Here is a 15,307-nt window from a genome sequence, read left to right on the forward strand (position 1 = left end):
TGTCTAGTAGATACCTGTTTAACCTATAGATTCAAAGGAAAATTAGACAACATCATCCCATTGAACAGCTTCAACTAAACTTACACGGGCTGAGTCAAAAACAACATAACTAAGAGTTTTTTCACTTTTGGCTATTTGTACATCGCCTTTAAAACCAGTTCTACTCAGTTTTTTTGCTAACTGTTGCGGGGCTTTATCAAAAACAACATTTAAAAATGGTAGTTCTTTTCCATGGATAATTCCCTGTTCATTAAACAAATCTAAAGATTTAGAAAAATGGTCTGTATCCGTAAATTCAATTATTTCAACTATTTCTTCCAACAACATCTTTCAATCATTCCATAAAAATCATAAGGTTAAATATAATTAGCTTCTATGTTATTTATACTTTATGTAAATAACAAAAAACCAACGCCCTCCAATAGCGGTAACCCACAAGCGAGTTATCAACCTAAACATCAGAGCAGCATGCTACGCGTGTTTTGCGTCATAATAACATATTGTCCGAAGTGAAATATGTTGTCTAGACCTACCTTTGCCAGCAAGGATAACAGCTTGCCAGCAAAATAAACCACAAGAAATCTAAGATCATGGTACGTCTATGATTCTATTATTATTCCCATAAAAAAGACCAGAAGTGATGGCTTCTGGTCTTCTAATTTTGGTTGCGTTGTGACCAACACTGAATTTTGTATCAGCTACCTCAGTTATGTATCTTTTTTGACTTAACTAACCTTGGACTGAGCGACTTACTCACTCTCATCGTGATTGTATATATGAACATCTCGCTGCGGGAATGGAATGCTGATGTTTTCTTGGTCAAAACGTTTTTTAACCGTTTCAGTCACATCCCAGTAAACTTCCCAATAATCTTCCGTTTTTACCCAAGGGCGAACCACAAAATCGACAGAAGATGTATTTAATGTATGTAACTTCACTATATGTTCTGGTTTCTTCAATACTGCAGGGTGGTTGGCTAAAATATCGTTTAGTACGACTTTTGCTTTATCGATATCGTCTGCGTAACCAATTCCAAAAACCATGTCGACACGGCGTAGTTTCTCTGCGGTGATATTATTAATCACATCCCCCCAAATTTTATTATTCGGAATGACTAAGATTTGGTTATCGATCGTTTTAACCGTTGTCGAAACTAAACTCATATCTTTCACAGTGCCTTGCACACCAGCAACTTTCACCATATCTCCGACATCATATGGGCGATAGATCAAAATCATTAAACCAGAAGCAAAATTAGACAATGTATCTTGTAGGGCAAAACCGATGATCACACCCGCAACACCAAAACCAGTTAATAATGGCGCAAGTTCAATACCAACCTGTGAAAGTGCAACGAGCAAACCAATGAATATCACACCCTTTGAAGCAATAGATACAAAGAAGTCTTGCATTAAGACACTGAAATCCATTTTTGAATGTGAAACACTCTTTCTGACAGTTTTACTGGTTAGACGCGATAAGACTCTGGTGATGTAAAGAATCCCTAGAAACAAGGTTAATTTAACGATCATGGATGGCGTGTTCTCAAACGCCCAATCTTTAAAAGAAGCTCCCCACTCTTCTAACAAGCCAAAGGCTACGTCGATATCCAAAACGTCAGCATTTATGTCACCCGTTGTCGCTAATAAAATTTTCCTATAAACCGTAACATCAATGCCTAAACCAGCCATTAAACCAACTGTAGATTCTAAGCTTAATGCCATAATGTTCGTGCGTTCACCAAGCCTAACAATTTCAGTCGTGAGCAGTGTTTTTTCATCAGCACCTACATACGTCAAACGCTTCTTAATATCTTGAACTTGAGTGTCGGTATAAAAAATTGCATTCGTCAGAAATTCAGCGCGATTTTGTAGAGCACTCTTTAACTCTGCGAGTGGCTCCACCACATCTAATTGGCGAGCCTGAGACCAACGCAATGTCTCTGCGAGTTGACGGTAATAAGTGTCCATCGTACTAATACGCTTTTGAACTTCCACCTCTAAGCTCTTTTTTTCATCACCTGATGATTTGCGACTCAACTTAGTTAATTCGAGTATTTTAACTTCACTTAATCGCAGCAATTTCTGTAATAACGTAGCTTGCTCGACCAAAACCATATTGAGCTCTTCACCTGCACCAGCCGCAACTTGTGCACCAATAAATTCTCGCAATGTTTGGTTTTTACGCCTTAGAATATCTTCAAGGAAGGATTGTTCGAATTCGTGTGCAGATTCTAAGATGATGTAATCTGCTGATAATTTATTTTGGACTTCTACCACTCTATCCAGATTTTCTGCAAACCCAAATGTTGAAAACAACGTGAGCATTAATACAACGCTGCCTATTAACTTCCTCATACCTATTCCTTAGTAACCGTTAAAAGCTTTCCTCCTAGAATAGTAAATAGCACCTAATTAACAATGAGTTATTTAACCTAAATAGAAATATATGAATGAGCTCATATTAAATGTGTGGGTAATCTTCCATATTTATAGAAAGTACGTTTATCTCCCCTAAAACGAAGGCGCTTCCACTGTTCATTGATTGATGTGCGAATGTTTACATTTGAGTGTTAGTTTTGAATGAGGTGATAGGTAGGGAGCTTTAATGTCCACCTTGAGAAATCTAAGGGTGGACATTAAATACATGCAATAACGTAAAAGGCTAGCTTAGGGGTGGCTAATAATTAAAATCATGTTTAAGAGGCTTTACTACACTATCTAGTCCTTCGACCTTTAACGCTAAGCATAGCTGCATGAGTTCACCTAGTTCGCCTTCTGGGAATTGCTTTTTATTAGCGAACCAAAGTAAATATTCTTCAGGGAGGTCAATAAGCACTCGTCCCGCGTATTTACCAAACGGCATAGGCATTCTTGCTAATTTAACTAAGTTCTCTTTCTGTAACATGACCGATTATTCAGGCTTATCAATTTTCTGTAGAGTAACACTTAAGCGATCAACCCAAAAGTTGATTGCATCTTTAGGGTCATCAAGTGAATCCAACATAGTGGAAAAATCTTTATTCCCAGCTTGCCTATCAACGACCGCAAATAATGCATCACCATTTTCAGCGTCACTGACCAATAGCTCGATAGTGGCGCTACCTACGTTAGTATGCTCACCCGTGGTGATCTTTGAGATAGTCGAGATTGCTAATCCATAGGGTAGAACGCTGCTGGTTACCGCTAAAATTGGATTTGGTGTTTCCACATTACTTAAAGCAATACTTAAGCGAAGTGAGCGATCTGTGGGTGACTCTACAACCGGTTTGTGTTCTTTAATTGTATCGCTTAATCGCTGAACAAAATAAGCCGTCAGCTCTTCAATTTCTTCATCCGAGATTGAGTCCTCCTCGGCAAGAACAAAAACCTGATCAATGACAACTGAATCGTACTTATCTAACTTTCTCTTTAACCTATCAGCATCTCTTAAACCAATTCTCGCCCATACTAAATCTACGCCGCCTTCAGGACCAGGTCTAAAATCTTCATAGCTTGTAAACTTAGTCGCATGAGTTCTAGGGGACTGAGCACACCCAAATATAAGTATGCTCATCAATGTAATAAAGGCTAAACGGGATAATTGAGATGTCATTAAAGTGCTCCTATCTTTTCATACAGAATACTATTCCACTCGTGAAATTTATATGAATAGAGAACATTCTTTAGAGAAAGTTATGAAATGCATCTAAAAAAAGCCTGTCATTAACAGGCTTTGGGAAGTTCAACAGGTTGTCCATTGAAGTACAAACATTTGATAAAACTACATTTTAAAACAAGTGTCTGCCCAACGCGCTAGTCCAGCCGTAACAGAACCAAAATAATTACCACTGACAATTGGCACATTCGGGACTGCTTGCTCAACCGCTTGGCGTAAAATTGGAGACCGAGCAGAACCACCTGTCATATAAATCACATCCGGCGCTTTTTGCCCTTGCTGTATTGCTTCTTTCACTAATTCAATCATTTTTGACTTAGGTGTTTCGATCGCTTCAATCATTTGCTCAACCGAAATATCAATTTCAACTAATTCAGAAGCAACGTTCACCGCAGCTTTGAATTGAGCTGAATCCGCTAAGCCAATTTTGGCTTCTTCGGCACGGCGAACAATACTGTAGCCTAATGTGTCTTGGTACACCTTAAGTAAACGATCAAGCTTTGCTGGCTCGGCGGCTTCTTTACGTAATAATTTAAGAGCATTGAAATTTTCACGGGAGTAGAAATTTTTCTGAGCTTCAACGTTATTAATAGCAATCGGGTTCCAGAATTGAGTAAGAGGCATATCAATACCAGACGTACTCTTACTCGCTAAGCCAAATGGCTGCATAAACTGTTTGAATGCCAGGTAAATATCCAGATCATTACCGCCCACTCGCTGACCACTGTGAGCAAGCAAACTTTGAGTACGATCAGTTCGTCCTATCCAACTTGGTCCCATGTCTAATAATGAGCAATCTGTTGTACCACCACCAATATCCACAACAAGCACGGTTTTGTTTTCTTTTAGCGTACTTTCATATTCAAGACCTGCGGCAACGGGCTCAAATTGAAACTCAATATCTTTAAAGCCTGCACGCCTTGCAGCACGATACAAAATGCTCTCAGCTTGTCGATTGGCCTCTTCACCACCACGACCGTGGAAGTTAATTGGGCGACCAATCACCGCCTGTAATATTTCTGTTTGGGTAGTCAGCTCGGATTGGGTCTTAATATTTGCCATCATTGAACAAACCAGATCTTCAAAAAAGCTAATTTGAACATCATGTAAACCGTTGGCACCTAAGAATGATTTCGGTGATTTTACGTAATAAACATCTCTTGGGTCTTCAAGGTAAAGATCTAAGGCAGCTTGCCCAAATGCCATATCTTCTCGAACAAGTTCAATGCTCTCGTCTCTGTTTGCAGCGATAGCTCTGCGAAGAACTTGCTCACCAACAGTATCACTTGGCTTAATATTTAAATGGCGAAACAAATGCTCTGAAACACTCTCACGGGTGGGAGCACAAACAGTGGACGGAATATAATAATTGTCACCTTCTAAAGGTAATAACGTTGGTTGACCATCAAGCACAGCCGCAACTGAACAATTCGCGGTACCATAATCAAATCCAATAAACATAGTATCCTCCACTCAAGAAAAGGGGAAAGATGCTACATCAAACCTAGAACGATTACGAGTGTTGGTAAGCACTTAACTCCAGAAATTCAGCAATTTACCCTGCGACACCATTGGTGATATTCATCACAAATATTGTACAAAGATCAATATAACCACAAAAACTGTATGAATTTTAAAGTTAGTATTATCAGTAATTTAAATAACTAGCAGTTAAAGCATAATAAAAACGATATAACTAATAAATAAATAGTCTTTAGTTTACAGCACTTTATAAAACCAACATCTTAATCAAGTTGAATAACAATATGATTCACATTGCTTGGCATGTTTGACGCAGGTAGTTCTATTTCCTAAGTTTTTATTGGACTTAAATAAGTACAGACAACTGTTTAGGATGAACAATGAATAAAAATAAAATTGTATTAGCACTCGGCTTAACATCAAGCTTAGGCTTAGTCGGATGTTTTGATAGTGATAGCTCTAGCGGCTCCGCATCTTCATCTGGTTATAGCGTTACGGCAATTGATGGCTACTTACAAAATGCCCAAGTCTGGCTCGACTTAAATGGTAACTTTGCATTGGATGCAAATGAACCATCAGCGACCACAGGGGCTGGAGGTAAAGCTACTCTCGATGTTAACGGCATACCTAACCCCGAAAGTTACTCTGTTATTGTTAGGGCAATAAAAGGACAAACCATTGATGAAGACACTGGGACTGAAGTTGCCAGTGATTATGTAATGTCAGCGCCTGCTGGTCAGCAAGATGTCACCCCTCTTTCCACCTTAGTTCACGTTATTTTAGAACGTGATGATTCAATGACCGAAGAACAAGCGGTTATGACAGTCGCGACACAATTAGGCATTGAAACCGATGAAGTTCTCGGAGATTTCATTGAAGACGGTAATACTGCCGCCGCATTTGGTGCGGAAAGCTTAGTTGATAACAATATACTCCCAACCACAACAGAAGACCTTGCAAGTGATGCAGATGAAGATAATTCAGGGTCAACCCTACTGGATGACGCTCAAGCAGTTAATGAAGGCGTAGCGAATTATATAGATGAACTTGAAGCTAATTTAGAAGAAGGGGAAGAACTCGACATAGACGATAATCTGGTTCTGATCATTGATGAAAACGATCCTGATGGCTACGTGATTGAAACCGATTCAGACGGTGATGGCGTTATCGACGACAACGACTTTGCCCCTGATGATGCAACTGAATGGGTAGATTCTGATGGCGATCTTACTGGTGATAACGCCGACTTGGATGACGATAATGATGGTACCCCTGATTTAGAAGATGACCTTCCTTTCGATCCAACAGAAACATCAGATAATGATAATGACGGCATTGGTGACATCAAAGATCCTGATGATGATAACGACGGTATTCTAGATGGAGATGATTCTTCACCGAATACGCCAGATTTATCCCCAATTGAACAAGTTATTGCGTTCATGCAAAACAACAGCACATTCTACAGTTTATGGGCTGATGAAGACTCTTACCAAGATTCCATGGGTGAACAACAAACCGATATCAGCATTTTCATGGAAGAGTTCGAGGTGGCAAATAACATTGCTTCACTTCAAGCAAACTATGAAATTCAACCTGATGGTGCGATGTGGGAGCAAGATCTATACGACGAAGATGACCAAGATATAGCGTTAACCTCTACTGGATGGGTAGCCTTTAACGATGTGTTTGAGATAGCTATTTCGAGTGATTCTGTCAGTGTTTATCCAAAACAAATCCCGGCTTTAACTTCTACAGCATTTGGATATGTTAAAGCATTAGCAGGACAAAGCATTGCTGATAACGCTGGTGAACTTTCGGATTACGTCGACACTGAAGCTGTCTTCCCGGAAGGGGCTGAAGGTGGCGTTGTACAACTCACACCAGATACTGATCAATACTTCTTATGGAATCAACCATGGTTCTGGCGTGCTTCTGGCAATACCGATGATGATGGACACAATGCCGTCACGTTTGATGAGTTAATGGTAGCGGCCGCAGATAAAGCTGAAACCGGTGATGTTACTTCAAGTGTGAAAGGTATCTCGTTAGGTTGGGATATCGGTGTGCAATTTGTCGATGATAATACAGCGGTATACGTCTCTATGGATTGGAGCTGGAATGAGCAAACCAACATGCCTGGTAATGTCACGGTTGTTGGTTCTGGTACATGGGAACAAGTAACCGTAAATGAACAAAGTATCATTACGTTCAATGTACCTATGGCAGCGAGCGATGCATGGGGAGACAATTGGGATGAAGATACCAATAAACTCATTCTATCGATTTACGACAATAAAGTTTATCAAGGCGATCGATTCGAAGCAGGAGAGCGAATTGAAGACGATGACGGCTTCTTACTCAATGAAGTTGCAAAAACTGCACTGCTTGGTGCTATTAACCTAGAGGGTTGGTGTCCTATCACTGAGGTTGAATCCGGAGCGACACTTGCAGACTTCAAAGCACAGTTAGAAGGTTGTAACCTCGAAGAAATGCAACTTGAAGGTGAAGTCCTATACCGAGTGAATGGTTCGAGACAAACACGAACAGAAGCATTTGCTGCAAATAACCAATTACTTCGTTTCAAAAATGGTGAACCAAGAGATAACTATTGGAACATAAATGAAGACGGGCTATTAGAAATCGGTGACGATGCTAATAACCTTTGGGATTACCGAGCTTACATCTCTGACGGTAGTGAAGAAGATCAATTACGTATCGCCAATTATGACCCAGAAGCTGGTGAAATTTGGATGGGTACCTATATTGAACTTGACCTTGATGCTGCCTTAAAAGAATGTAACACCAATGATTCTGAGTGGGATGACGTCAATGAAGTTCCAACTACTTTCTTTAGCTATGCTCAATATCTAGAAGCCTTAGATGGATGTAAGGACGAACAAAACTATCGAGTTCCTAAGTTTAGTTCTGACTTCATTTCAGATGAGCTTGTGTTCCACTCCGATGATGAACGCTTAACATTCTACGGGGAAGGACACGACACGGAAACTGCTGGTACGGGTCAATTTGAAGAGTTCAATGAGAATGGCGAACTTATCGCTGATGCAACCATGACCTTCACTTGGGCTATGCATGATGAAGAACGTGGCATCATCGCTTTGAGCTTCTCGTATACTGATGATAATGACGCAGCACAAACTGCAACAGACTATATGGCACTTGCTTATAGCAACGGCATAGAGTTCAACGTTAAAGTCTTTACTACTTCAACCGAGTGGCAAGGAAACGACATCAATTCAACGGGTGAAATTTGGTTTAATAACTATGCGCACCCAGATTCTGAAGGTGAGCTAACTGCATTAGGCTTTTTGAGCGAGGATGTTGTGAACCAACCTTAGAGATCGGTCAAACTGTAGAAGTGCTAAAAAAAGACTCTACATAATCAAAGAAAGTAATCATGAAGCCAAACATGCGACAGTATGTTTGGCTTTATTTTTATAAGCCCCTTAAATTAATATAAGCCCCTTAAATCGAAATAGTTCCACTTAATACGAATCTCAATCAACTTGTGCTAGAGTCCCTCTCCTCTTTAAAGCTAACGGTCTTAATAATGAAAACGCCTTGTAAAGCAGCATGTAAAAATGAGGGTGGTATTTGCAGTGGCTGCCACCGAACAATCAACGAGATTATGGGTTGGAGCAAACTTTCTGATGATGATAGAAAGATAATTATGGATAAGTTAGACGGTACAAGTACAACACACACTTGCCCGCAATGTGAAAAATCCGCGCAATGTGACATTAGTATGGGCAAAGAAACTTGCTGGTGCTTTGAGCTTGAAAAAAGAGACACAAGCTCTGTCCCTAAAGCTGGCTTATGCATGTGTAGAAACTGCCTGACGGCATTACCAGTTGAATAAATACAATATGTTGATTGCCAATAGTAAGAAGATCAAACAGCTGACCTTCTTACTTCTTACTTCTTACTTATTACTTATTACTTATTACTTATTACTTATTACTTATTAGCAAGAGCTTGCTGAGAAAATTGAACACCTTCCCAGCCAAATTTGATAAAGTTTCGAATATTTTGATGATCTTCATTCTCAGGAAATTCGAGCACATCTTTACGGTAAAACTGCCCAAAACAAGCCAATGTTTGGTCTACAGATAACTGCTGCAAGTTACCAAAAGCAAATATCTTGCATGACCCATTATTTTCACCAGCAAGATTCATCACTTCACCATTTTTAAATTCACTTGGTGAAAAAGTGTAATTCGCTTCAATTACCGATATTGTTTCTTCAAATTGAATACTTTCAGGCGAGGAAGTGAGTTTCGTTAAGAATGAATTAAGTTCCATTTAAGTGCTCCTTAGCAGTTGATGAATTAAAGTCTACCCTGTTTCACTTTGTTAAGTAAAAGATAATTCCTTCCGTTGTAAACCACGCTTTAAAAATTGGTTTAAGGAAATCACTATTCGCTTAGCGAATACATACCTTCAGCCAGTCTAGGTATATACTGATATAAATAATAATATGGACATTGCTAAATGTTGAATGAAAATGATTGCTTACTTGGAAACAAACCAACGCAATTAGACCTGTCAAAATGGCAACAAACCGTAGACCTAATCTCTGAAATTTATAACTCGGCATGCGGCACTATTGTTCAAATGCGTGAAGATGATTTTAATGTGGTAGTTGCCAGCAAAAATGAAGATAACTTTCTCAAAGAAGGTGACAACTGGCCACGTTCCATACAAAGCTTTTGCCGAACGATCATTGAAACCAAGCAAGAACTTTATATACATGATGCATTGGACAATCCAGATTGGGTAAACGCGCCAGCGGTAAAAAGTGGGCATGTCCAATCATATTGTGGTCTCCCCATTTATTGGCCGAGTGGAAAAATTTTTGGCACCATCTGTGTAATCGATACTAAACCAACGGAATATAACGAAACACTTCAGGCATTATTAACTCAGTTCTGTCTTCTGATTACAGCTGACCTAAAAATGATTTCTGATTTCAATAAGATCAAAGATCTTGCCATCACAGATGAACTCACAGGAGTGAGCAACCGAAGAGGCTTAAAAACTCTAGGGGAGCAAAAATTTAAAGATGCCCGCAGATATCAACATGCAATTGGCGTCGTATATTTAGACATCGATAACCTAAAATACGTAAATGACAACTTTGGTCACCACGCAGGCGACCGTTGCATAGTTACTTTAGCCAAGGTGCTTCAAGATAACTGTAGAGAGAGCGATATCATCGCTCGTCTGGGTGGGGATGAATTTATCATCATTTCTTTAATTGGCTCACGGCGAGAGTTGATGTTGATGGCAAACAGAATGGAAGACAAATATAAGGAAGCAGCCAACGCTAATGTTCAGCTCAATAATACTTCCATTAGCTTTGGTGCCAGTATTGTTGATTGCTACAGCCCCCTGTCATTCGAAACACTGTTAAGTGAAGCAGACCAAAATATGTATCGACACAAACAAATGAAAAAAGCCAAGAAACAAACCGAATAGTTTATGCAACCACTTCTAGAAGTGGTTCTAAATTTATCAAGCCCCTAGGTAATGTCACGTTGGTTTATAAAATATGAATTAATACGCATACAAATCGGTGAAAAAACTGACATCTATAGTATTGAACGTTATATTAATCATATACATAATCAATATTGAAATTGAATGAACTCAACTACAGATAAAAAAAACGATTTGAGTCGATACCTAAAATCAGGGATTAGAGCTGCAGCGGTTATCAACTTCGGGCCAAATGACTCAATCCCTGTTAACGGAATTTATATTGGCTGCAAACAAGAACAATACCTAATCATTGAACTCTCACAAAAGTCAGTCGAAAGTTTAACTCTACGCAAACTCAATAATGTAGACATTGTGGTTCGAGCCGTCACAGACACAGAACTCGGACATATTGTTGCTTTTAAAACCAGTATCCTAAGCTCAATTTCTAAACCTGCACATTTACTGTTTCTACGTCCACCAACGAACTATGCATCTAAACCGATCAGAGAGCACGAACGGTATAAAATCGATCTCGAGTGCCAAGTCCATTTCGGAACTCTTTTATTCGATGCAACTATTTTAGATTTCTCGGTTTCTGGTTGCGGGCTCTACTTTTCAGAACAGTCTGATATCGAAAACGGCATAAAGCTCAAAGTTCAATCAGCATTAAGTGCGCACTTACCAGACGAATTAGTTTACCAAGTAGTGAGCAAAAAGAAGCATAACAAAGGATGGTTGATTGGGGTTCAATTTAAAGAACCAGTAGAAATGAATGAGAACCTCAAAAAAGAGCTTTTAGAACAGGCTTTCCTTTCCGGCTCTCTCTGATTTATTTGGTAAAGAAATGAAGACTCTCATGTAACTTCTTTCTATCTAAAGCGTGCTTATTAAAGCGCTAAAGCATTCGTTTAAGTAAGGCAATTATCTATGAACAGACACAACTGCATGCTAAGTTCCCATACTTGTCACTAAAACCCGTTCAAACGATGAATCAGCTATTTACGAAATGCTGTTTAAAATGAACAAAAGCTTGGTGTAGCGCCTTTTCTTTAATTGGTTTAATAATGACATAGTTTGCACCAGCGGCAAGAAAGCTTTCCCGCGTAGACTCTTGTGTGTCTGCAGTACAAGCGTAGACTGGCGTAGATATATGAAACTCTTCTCTAATACGTTTTGTTGTTTCAACTCCACCAATGTTTGGCAGTTGGTTATCCATCAAGATCAAGTCAAACGACTCCTGCTGAACTATAGCAAGAGCTTCTAACCCATCTTTGGCCCAAGTCACTCTCATCCCATACTTCTTACAAAATGCCTGGGCAATAAAAGCATTGGTGTGATTGTCTTCAACAAGAAGTACATTCAATTCAACATCAAATAACTCTTTGGTGTCTAGTTCAAAAAGACTTGGTTCCTCGGGTAAAGTTCGTGTGACATATTCCACTGGAATTTCAACAATAAACTCAGAGCCAACCCCTTTAAAGCTCTGAACTTTAATATCACCTTGCAACATATCAACAAGATTCTTTACTATCGCAAGCCCTAACCCAGTACCACCATACTCACGGGTAGTCGTTTCTTCTGCTTGCATGAAAGGTTCAAAGACAACATCTAACTTGCCCTCTTCTATTCCAATACCGGTATCTTTCACAGAAATAATCAAATCAGCAGTATTGGTATTAAAATCTGAGCCTAAGTCAAAAGTGACAGACACTTGCCCTTGATGAGTAAACTTGATTGCATTACTCAAAAGATTGAACAGGATTTGATTCAAACGAACCTGATCGGTATTAATCTCAAGTTTGTCCGTAACTCGGTTATCTAAAATTAAATGTATCTGTTTATCTTCACAGAGTGGTCTATAAATACTATTCAGCGTACTAACGATATCTGATAGAAGGAATGCTTTTTTCTGAATGCTAAACTGCCCTTGCTCAATTTTTGAAAAGTCTAAAATATCATTCAAAACAGCAAGTAAATGTTCTGCACTATTACAAAGCATATCGACCTGTTTAATATTACTTTCGTGATCAACCGTTCGCTTGAGTAATTGTGAAATACCCAAAATACCATTCAATGGCGTGCGTATTTCGTGGCTCATTTTCGCAAGGAAATCGGCTCGAATATTGGCCAGATTTTCCGCTTCTTTACGGGCAATATTAGTTTGTTTTTCGGCATCAATCAGTTTTGTGATGTCTTGACCTTGCACCACCACGCCTGACACATCATGTTCTACCGTTATCGCAGAAATATTCCAACGGAATACCTTAGTTCCGATAGGCACATTGATACCTGTTAGTTTTGCTCCATCTAGAACCATTTTGATATTAGGCAGCATTTCTTGTTCAAATTTCTTGGCGAACATACGCTCTTCTTCATCATTTACAGATAAAGCCATTTGAGCCGCAGGGTTCATCTCAATCAGCACACCAGATTCAGACCAAACCAAAATAGGAGAATGTGAAAAGTTGAAAAGGTCTTGAAACTTTTGGTTTTGCTCTGCAATGCGCTCAAAAGCATCAGCAAGAGTGCAGCCAATATGATGAAATTCATAAATTTCAGAGCCTTCAAATTTTTGATGGGAATCACCTTCACTCGCGGCGCGGGTATAGTCCATCAATTTATCTAACTCTCCTGAAACCCGTCTCTGAATCCATGATCTTGCAAAAAACGACAATGAAAGAATTCCGATTACGATTACTACAATCGCTTTTCCGTAATTCTGTTCTAATTCGATAACATTATTATTCTTTTGAACCGCTCGGATGATGAGTGGTGTTTCCACATGATTAATCGTTATAGGGACAACCGTAACAAAGTGTTCAGCAAGTTCACTTTTAGATCCATAACGTAAGACATCTGAAATTGAGTAGCTTTCGCTCCCCTTAAAAGTTGAAGTTACAGGTTGACCGTGAGCTTCAATAATGATGTTTTCACAATTACTTCGTTGCTGGATAGATTCAGCTAATGAGAAGTTATTGTCGAGGATGACGGCTATATATAACTGCCCTAACACTTCACCAGATTCATTATCAATAATTGGAGTACGTCGAGACAGCAAATGGCGCTTACCCATATCTGTATCTAGCTTTAAAAAATGCCAATTACTGCTAAAAGCAACTTCATTGGATACATTCTCTAAACTTTTATGAGTGAATCCGTAAAACTGGGCATTGCCATCATCCCATTCAAGACCATTGTGGGTGGTGATGAAACGTAAATCTGGAGCGTGATTTGGCTCCCTTTGATCTATCCCAAAAAAGAAATAGTTCAATTCATCTTTATCGCCACTTTTAAAGTAACTGCGAAGAGTTTCATTATTCGAACTACTGTCTTGATGTATTTGCAAAACCGAAAGACGGTAATCAAACATGTTCTGAATCAAGCTAGAGGTTTGTTTAATAGTTCGGTTGGTTTCTTGCTTAATAATATTACTGCTAGTTTCATAGTTATGAATAAGCACGCCAATAGCCATCACACCGATAACCAGTATGATAATACGAGTGATTAGTCTTGCTAGGGTGTTACGAGGCATAATGGCGTAGCTTTTTTTCATTACTGTCCTGAATATCTAAACGCGCGAGCTTTAAGCCGAGACACTCGCTCCGGGGAATCATTTTTAGTGACTATGGCAAAATCTCCAGAATATACAGTCGGCACAGTATACCCCTCTAGATCCCATTTAATGCCTTCAGCCATGGCAATGCCAGTGTCGTCATTCATTCTCATGACGGTCACGTCTAACTCACCTTTTTCGAGTGCTTCAAGTTCAGCAGAACCGCCACCCCAACCGTTGACTAAAATATCTGTGCGACCCGACTCTTGAATTGCCTGAGCGGCACCAAGGGCTACATCTGTTGCACACGCATAAATAAAGTCTAAGTCTTCATTTTTTTGGATACTGAGTTTTGCGGCTTTATAAGCACTCTCTTTGGTTGCTTTTGTATAAAACGACGAGGTGAGTTTAAAGTCGGTCTCTGAATTTATGTCATGAATAAATGTATCACCACGAGCATCACTAATATAACCTTCAGAACGGTATAACACCGAGTACTGAGCGTTTTCTTTAGCATTTTCTTTGAAGTAGTCAGCGAGTTTCAAACTGCCTGTTGCATGATCAAAACCCACATACATAAATGGCTGACGTTCTTTCCATGCTCTTACCGGAGTGGTTATATTCTGTAAGATTAACTTTGTGTCGGTAGCATTTAATACATGCTCGATGAATTTTCGGTGTCTAGTTGTATCCAGAGTGAAAATCAAATAATCCGTTTTATTCTTAATTGCTTCTTGTAAAGAAATGCTTTGTTGAGTGATATCGCCATTAACACGAGTAAAAACTTGGTTAATTTGATAATCAATTTTCAACCGGTCTAAACGCTTTTCAAACGCTTGAATATTCCTCACCCAATAATCTGAAATTTGCTGCCCAGGATAAACTATAGAAATAGTTATAGGTTTATCTTGTCTTATTGTTAATGGCTTGGGACGATTTTGAACAACCTCATTCAGCTTCTGAGTTAGCTCATTTTGCTCCGAAAAATGATCAAGGAATTCTTGATATTCCCAATAATCATTTAGTATATGTGTTCCGTGCGACATGGCGGGACTAGAGCATAAAGCCATCCCAAGTAACATAAGTGAACGTTTCATTTTTTTCTCATTTGTT

General features: G+C 39.2%; 12 protein-coding genes. 4 read left to right on the forward strand and 8 right to left on the reverse strand.

Translation table 11 applies throughout. The features are described 5' to 3' along the window. Positions 1–42 precede the first annotated feature (42 nt). The 5 genes from L4C37_RS04220 to yegD form a co-directional block, all read right to left on the reverse strand. Positions 43–327 carry a hypothetical protein gene (locus L4C37_RS04220; RefSeq protein WP_137373741.1) on the reverse strand — a complete coding sequence of 95 codons (285 nt, stop codon included), beginning with the start codon at positions 325–327 and terminating at the stop codon, positions 43–45. 422 nt (positions 328–749) lie between these two features. After that, complete coding sequence (locus L4C37_RS04225) at positions 750–2,357, reverse strand: mechanosensitive ion channel family protein (RefSeq protein WP_429767965.1); 1,608 nt, start codon at positions 2,355–2,357, stop codon at positions 750–752. Positions 2,358–2,679: 322 nt separating this feature from the next. Beyond that, positions 2,680–2,907: a DUF3820 family protein gene (locus tag L4C37_RS04230; protein ID WP_137373739.1), complete on the reverse strand. Its 228-nt coding sequence runs from the start codon at positions 2,905–2,907 to the stop codon at positions 2,680–2,682. A gap of 6 nt (positions 2,908–2,913) precedes the next feature. After that, complete coding sequence (locus tag L4C37_RS04235; protein ID WP_137373738.1) at positions 2,914–3,594, reverse strand: DUF3313 domain-containing protein; 681 nt, start codon at positions 3,592–3,594, stop codon at positions 2,914–2,916. A 168-nt stretch (positions 3,595–3,762) separates the two neighbouring features. After that, a complete protein-coding gene (gene yegD, locus L4C37_RS04240) occupies positions 3,763–5,118 on the reverse strand; it encodes a molecular chaperone (RefSeq protein ID WP_273297143.1) in 1,356 nt (451 codons plus the stop codon). A 401-nt stretch (positions 5,119–5,519) separates the two neighbouring features. Between yegD and L4C37_RS04245 the strand changes: the two genes are divergently transcribed. Both L4C37_RS04245 and L4C37_RS04250 read left to right on the forward strand, forming a co-directional pair. After that, complete coding sequence (locus L4C37_RS04245) at positions 5,520–8,498, forward strand: hypothetical protein (RefSeq protein ID WP_429767966.1); 2,979 nt, start codon at positions 5,520–5,522, stop codon at positions 8,496–8,498. A gap of 212 nt (positions 8,499–8,710) precedes the next feature. Next, positions 8,711–9,019: a DUF1289 domain-containing protein gene (locus L4C37_RS04250; protein ID WP_429767967.1), complete on the forward strand. Its 309-nt coding sequence runs from the start codon at positions 8,711–8,713 to the stop codon at positions 9,017–9,019. 98 nt (positions 9,020–9,117) lie between these two features. Here the strand turns inward: L4C37_RS04250 and L4C37_RS04255 are convergent, their stop codons facing one another. Next, on the reverse strand, positions 9,118–9,462 hold the full coding sequence (locus tag L4C37_RS04255; protein WP_429767968.1) for a HopJ type III effector protein: 345 nt from the start codon (positions 9,460–9,462) through the stop codon (positions 9,118–9,120). 189 nt (positions 9,463–9,651) lie between these two features. Here L4C37_RS04255 and L4C37_RS04260 point away from each other — a divergent pair, with 189 nt between their 5' ends. After that, complete coding sequence (locus L4C37_RS04260; RefSeq protein WP_429767969.1) at positions 9,652–10,638, forward strand: sensor domain-containing diguanylate cyclase; 987 nt, start codon at positions 9,652–9,654, stop codon at positions 10,636–10,638. A 165-nt stretch (positions 10,639–10,803) separates the two neighbouring features. Beyond that, positions 10,804–11,469 (forward strand): PilZ domain-containing protein, encoded by a 666-nt coding sequence (locus L4C37_RS04265; protein WP_137373732.1) that lies wholly within the window; start codon positions 10,804–10,806, stop codon positions 11,467–11,469. A 163-nt stretch (positions 11,470–11,632) separates the two neighbouring features. Here L4C37_RS04265 and luxQ read toward each other — a convergent pair whose 3' ends face one another. Together luxQ and L4C37_RS04275 are read right to left on the reverse strand one after the other, a co-directional pair. Further along, positions 11,633–14,194 carry a quorum-sensing autoinducer 2 sensor kinase/phosphatase LuxQ gene (gene luxQ / locus L4C37_RS04270; RefSeq protein WP_429767970.1) on the reverse strand — a complete coding sequence of 854 codons (2,562 nt, stop codon included), beginning with the start codon at positions 14,192–14,194 and terminating at the stop codon, positions 11,633–11,635. After that, positions 14,194–15,291 carry an autoinducer 2-binding periplasmic protein LuxP gene (locus L4C37_RS04275; protein ID WP_137373730.1) on the reverse strand — a complete coding sequence of 366 codons (1,098 nt, stop codon included), beginning with the start codon at positions 15,289–15,291 and terminating at the stop codon, positions 14,194–14,196. Before L4C37_RS04275 ends, luxQ begins: the two co-directional genes overlap by 1 nt. Positions 15,292–15,307 lie beyond the last annotated feature (16 nt).

Source organism: Vibrio kagoshimensis (genome assembly GCF_050337535.1).
Lineage (GTDB): Bacteria > Pseudomonadota > Gammaproteobacteria > Enterobacterales > Vibrionaceae > Vibrio > Vibrio gallaecicus.

Excerpts from the sequence above, each read along its gene's own strand:
- L4C37_RS04220 (WP_137373741.1), bottom strand. The coding sequence starts at position 327 with ATGTTGTTGGAAGAAATAGTTGAAATAATTGAATTTACGGATACAGAC.
- L4C37_RS04225 (WP_429767965.1), bottom strand. The coding sequence starts at position 2,357 with ATGAGGAAGTTAATAGGCAGCGTTGTATTAATGCTCACGTTGTTTTCA.
- L4C37_RS04230 (WP_137373739.1), bottom strand. The coding sequence starts at position 2,907 with ATGTTACAGAAAGAGAACTTAGTTAAATTAGCAAGAATGCCTATGCCG.
- L4C37_RS04235 (WP_137373738.1), bottom strand. The coding sequence starts at position 3,594 with ATGACATCTCAATTATCCCGTTTAGCCTTTATTACATTGATGAGCATA.
- yegD (WP_273297143.1), bottom strand. The coding sequence starts at position 5,118 with ATGTTTATTGGATTTGATTATGGTACCGCGAATTGTTCAGTTGCGGCT.
- L4C37_RS04245 (WP_429767966.1), top strand. The coding sequence starts at position 5,520 with ATGAATAAAAATAAAATTGTATTAGCACTCGGCTTAACATCAAGCTTA.
- L4C37_RS04250 (WP_429767967.1), top strand. The coding sequence starts at position 8,711 with ATGAAAACGCCTTGTAAAGCAGCATGTAAAAATGAGGGTGGTATTTGC.
- L4C37_RS04255 (WP_429767968.1), bottom strand. The coding sequence starts at position 9,462 with ATGGAACTTAATTCATTCTTAACGAAACTCACTTCCTCGCCTGAAAGT.
- L4C37_RS04260 (WP_429767969.1), top strand. The coding sequence starts at position 9,652 with ATGTTGAATGAAAATGATTGCTTACTTGGAAACAAACCAACGCAATTA.
- L4C37_RS04265 (WP_137373732.1), top strand. The coding sequence starts at position 10,804 with ATGAACTCAACTACAGATAAAAAAAACGATTTGAGTCGATACCTAAAA.
- luxQ (WP_429767970.1), bottom strand. The coding sequence starts at position 14,194 with ATGAAAAAAAGCTACGCCATTATGCCTCGTAACACCCTAGCAAGACTA.
- L4C37_RS04275 (WP_137373730.1), bottom strand. The coding sequence starts at position 15,291 with ATGAAACGTTCACTTATGTTACTTGGGATGGCTTTATGCTCTAGTCCC.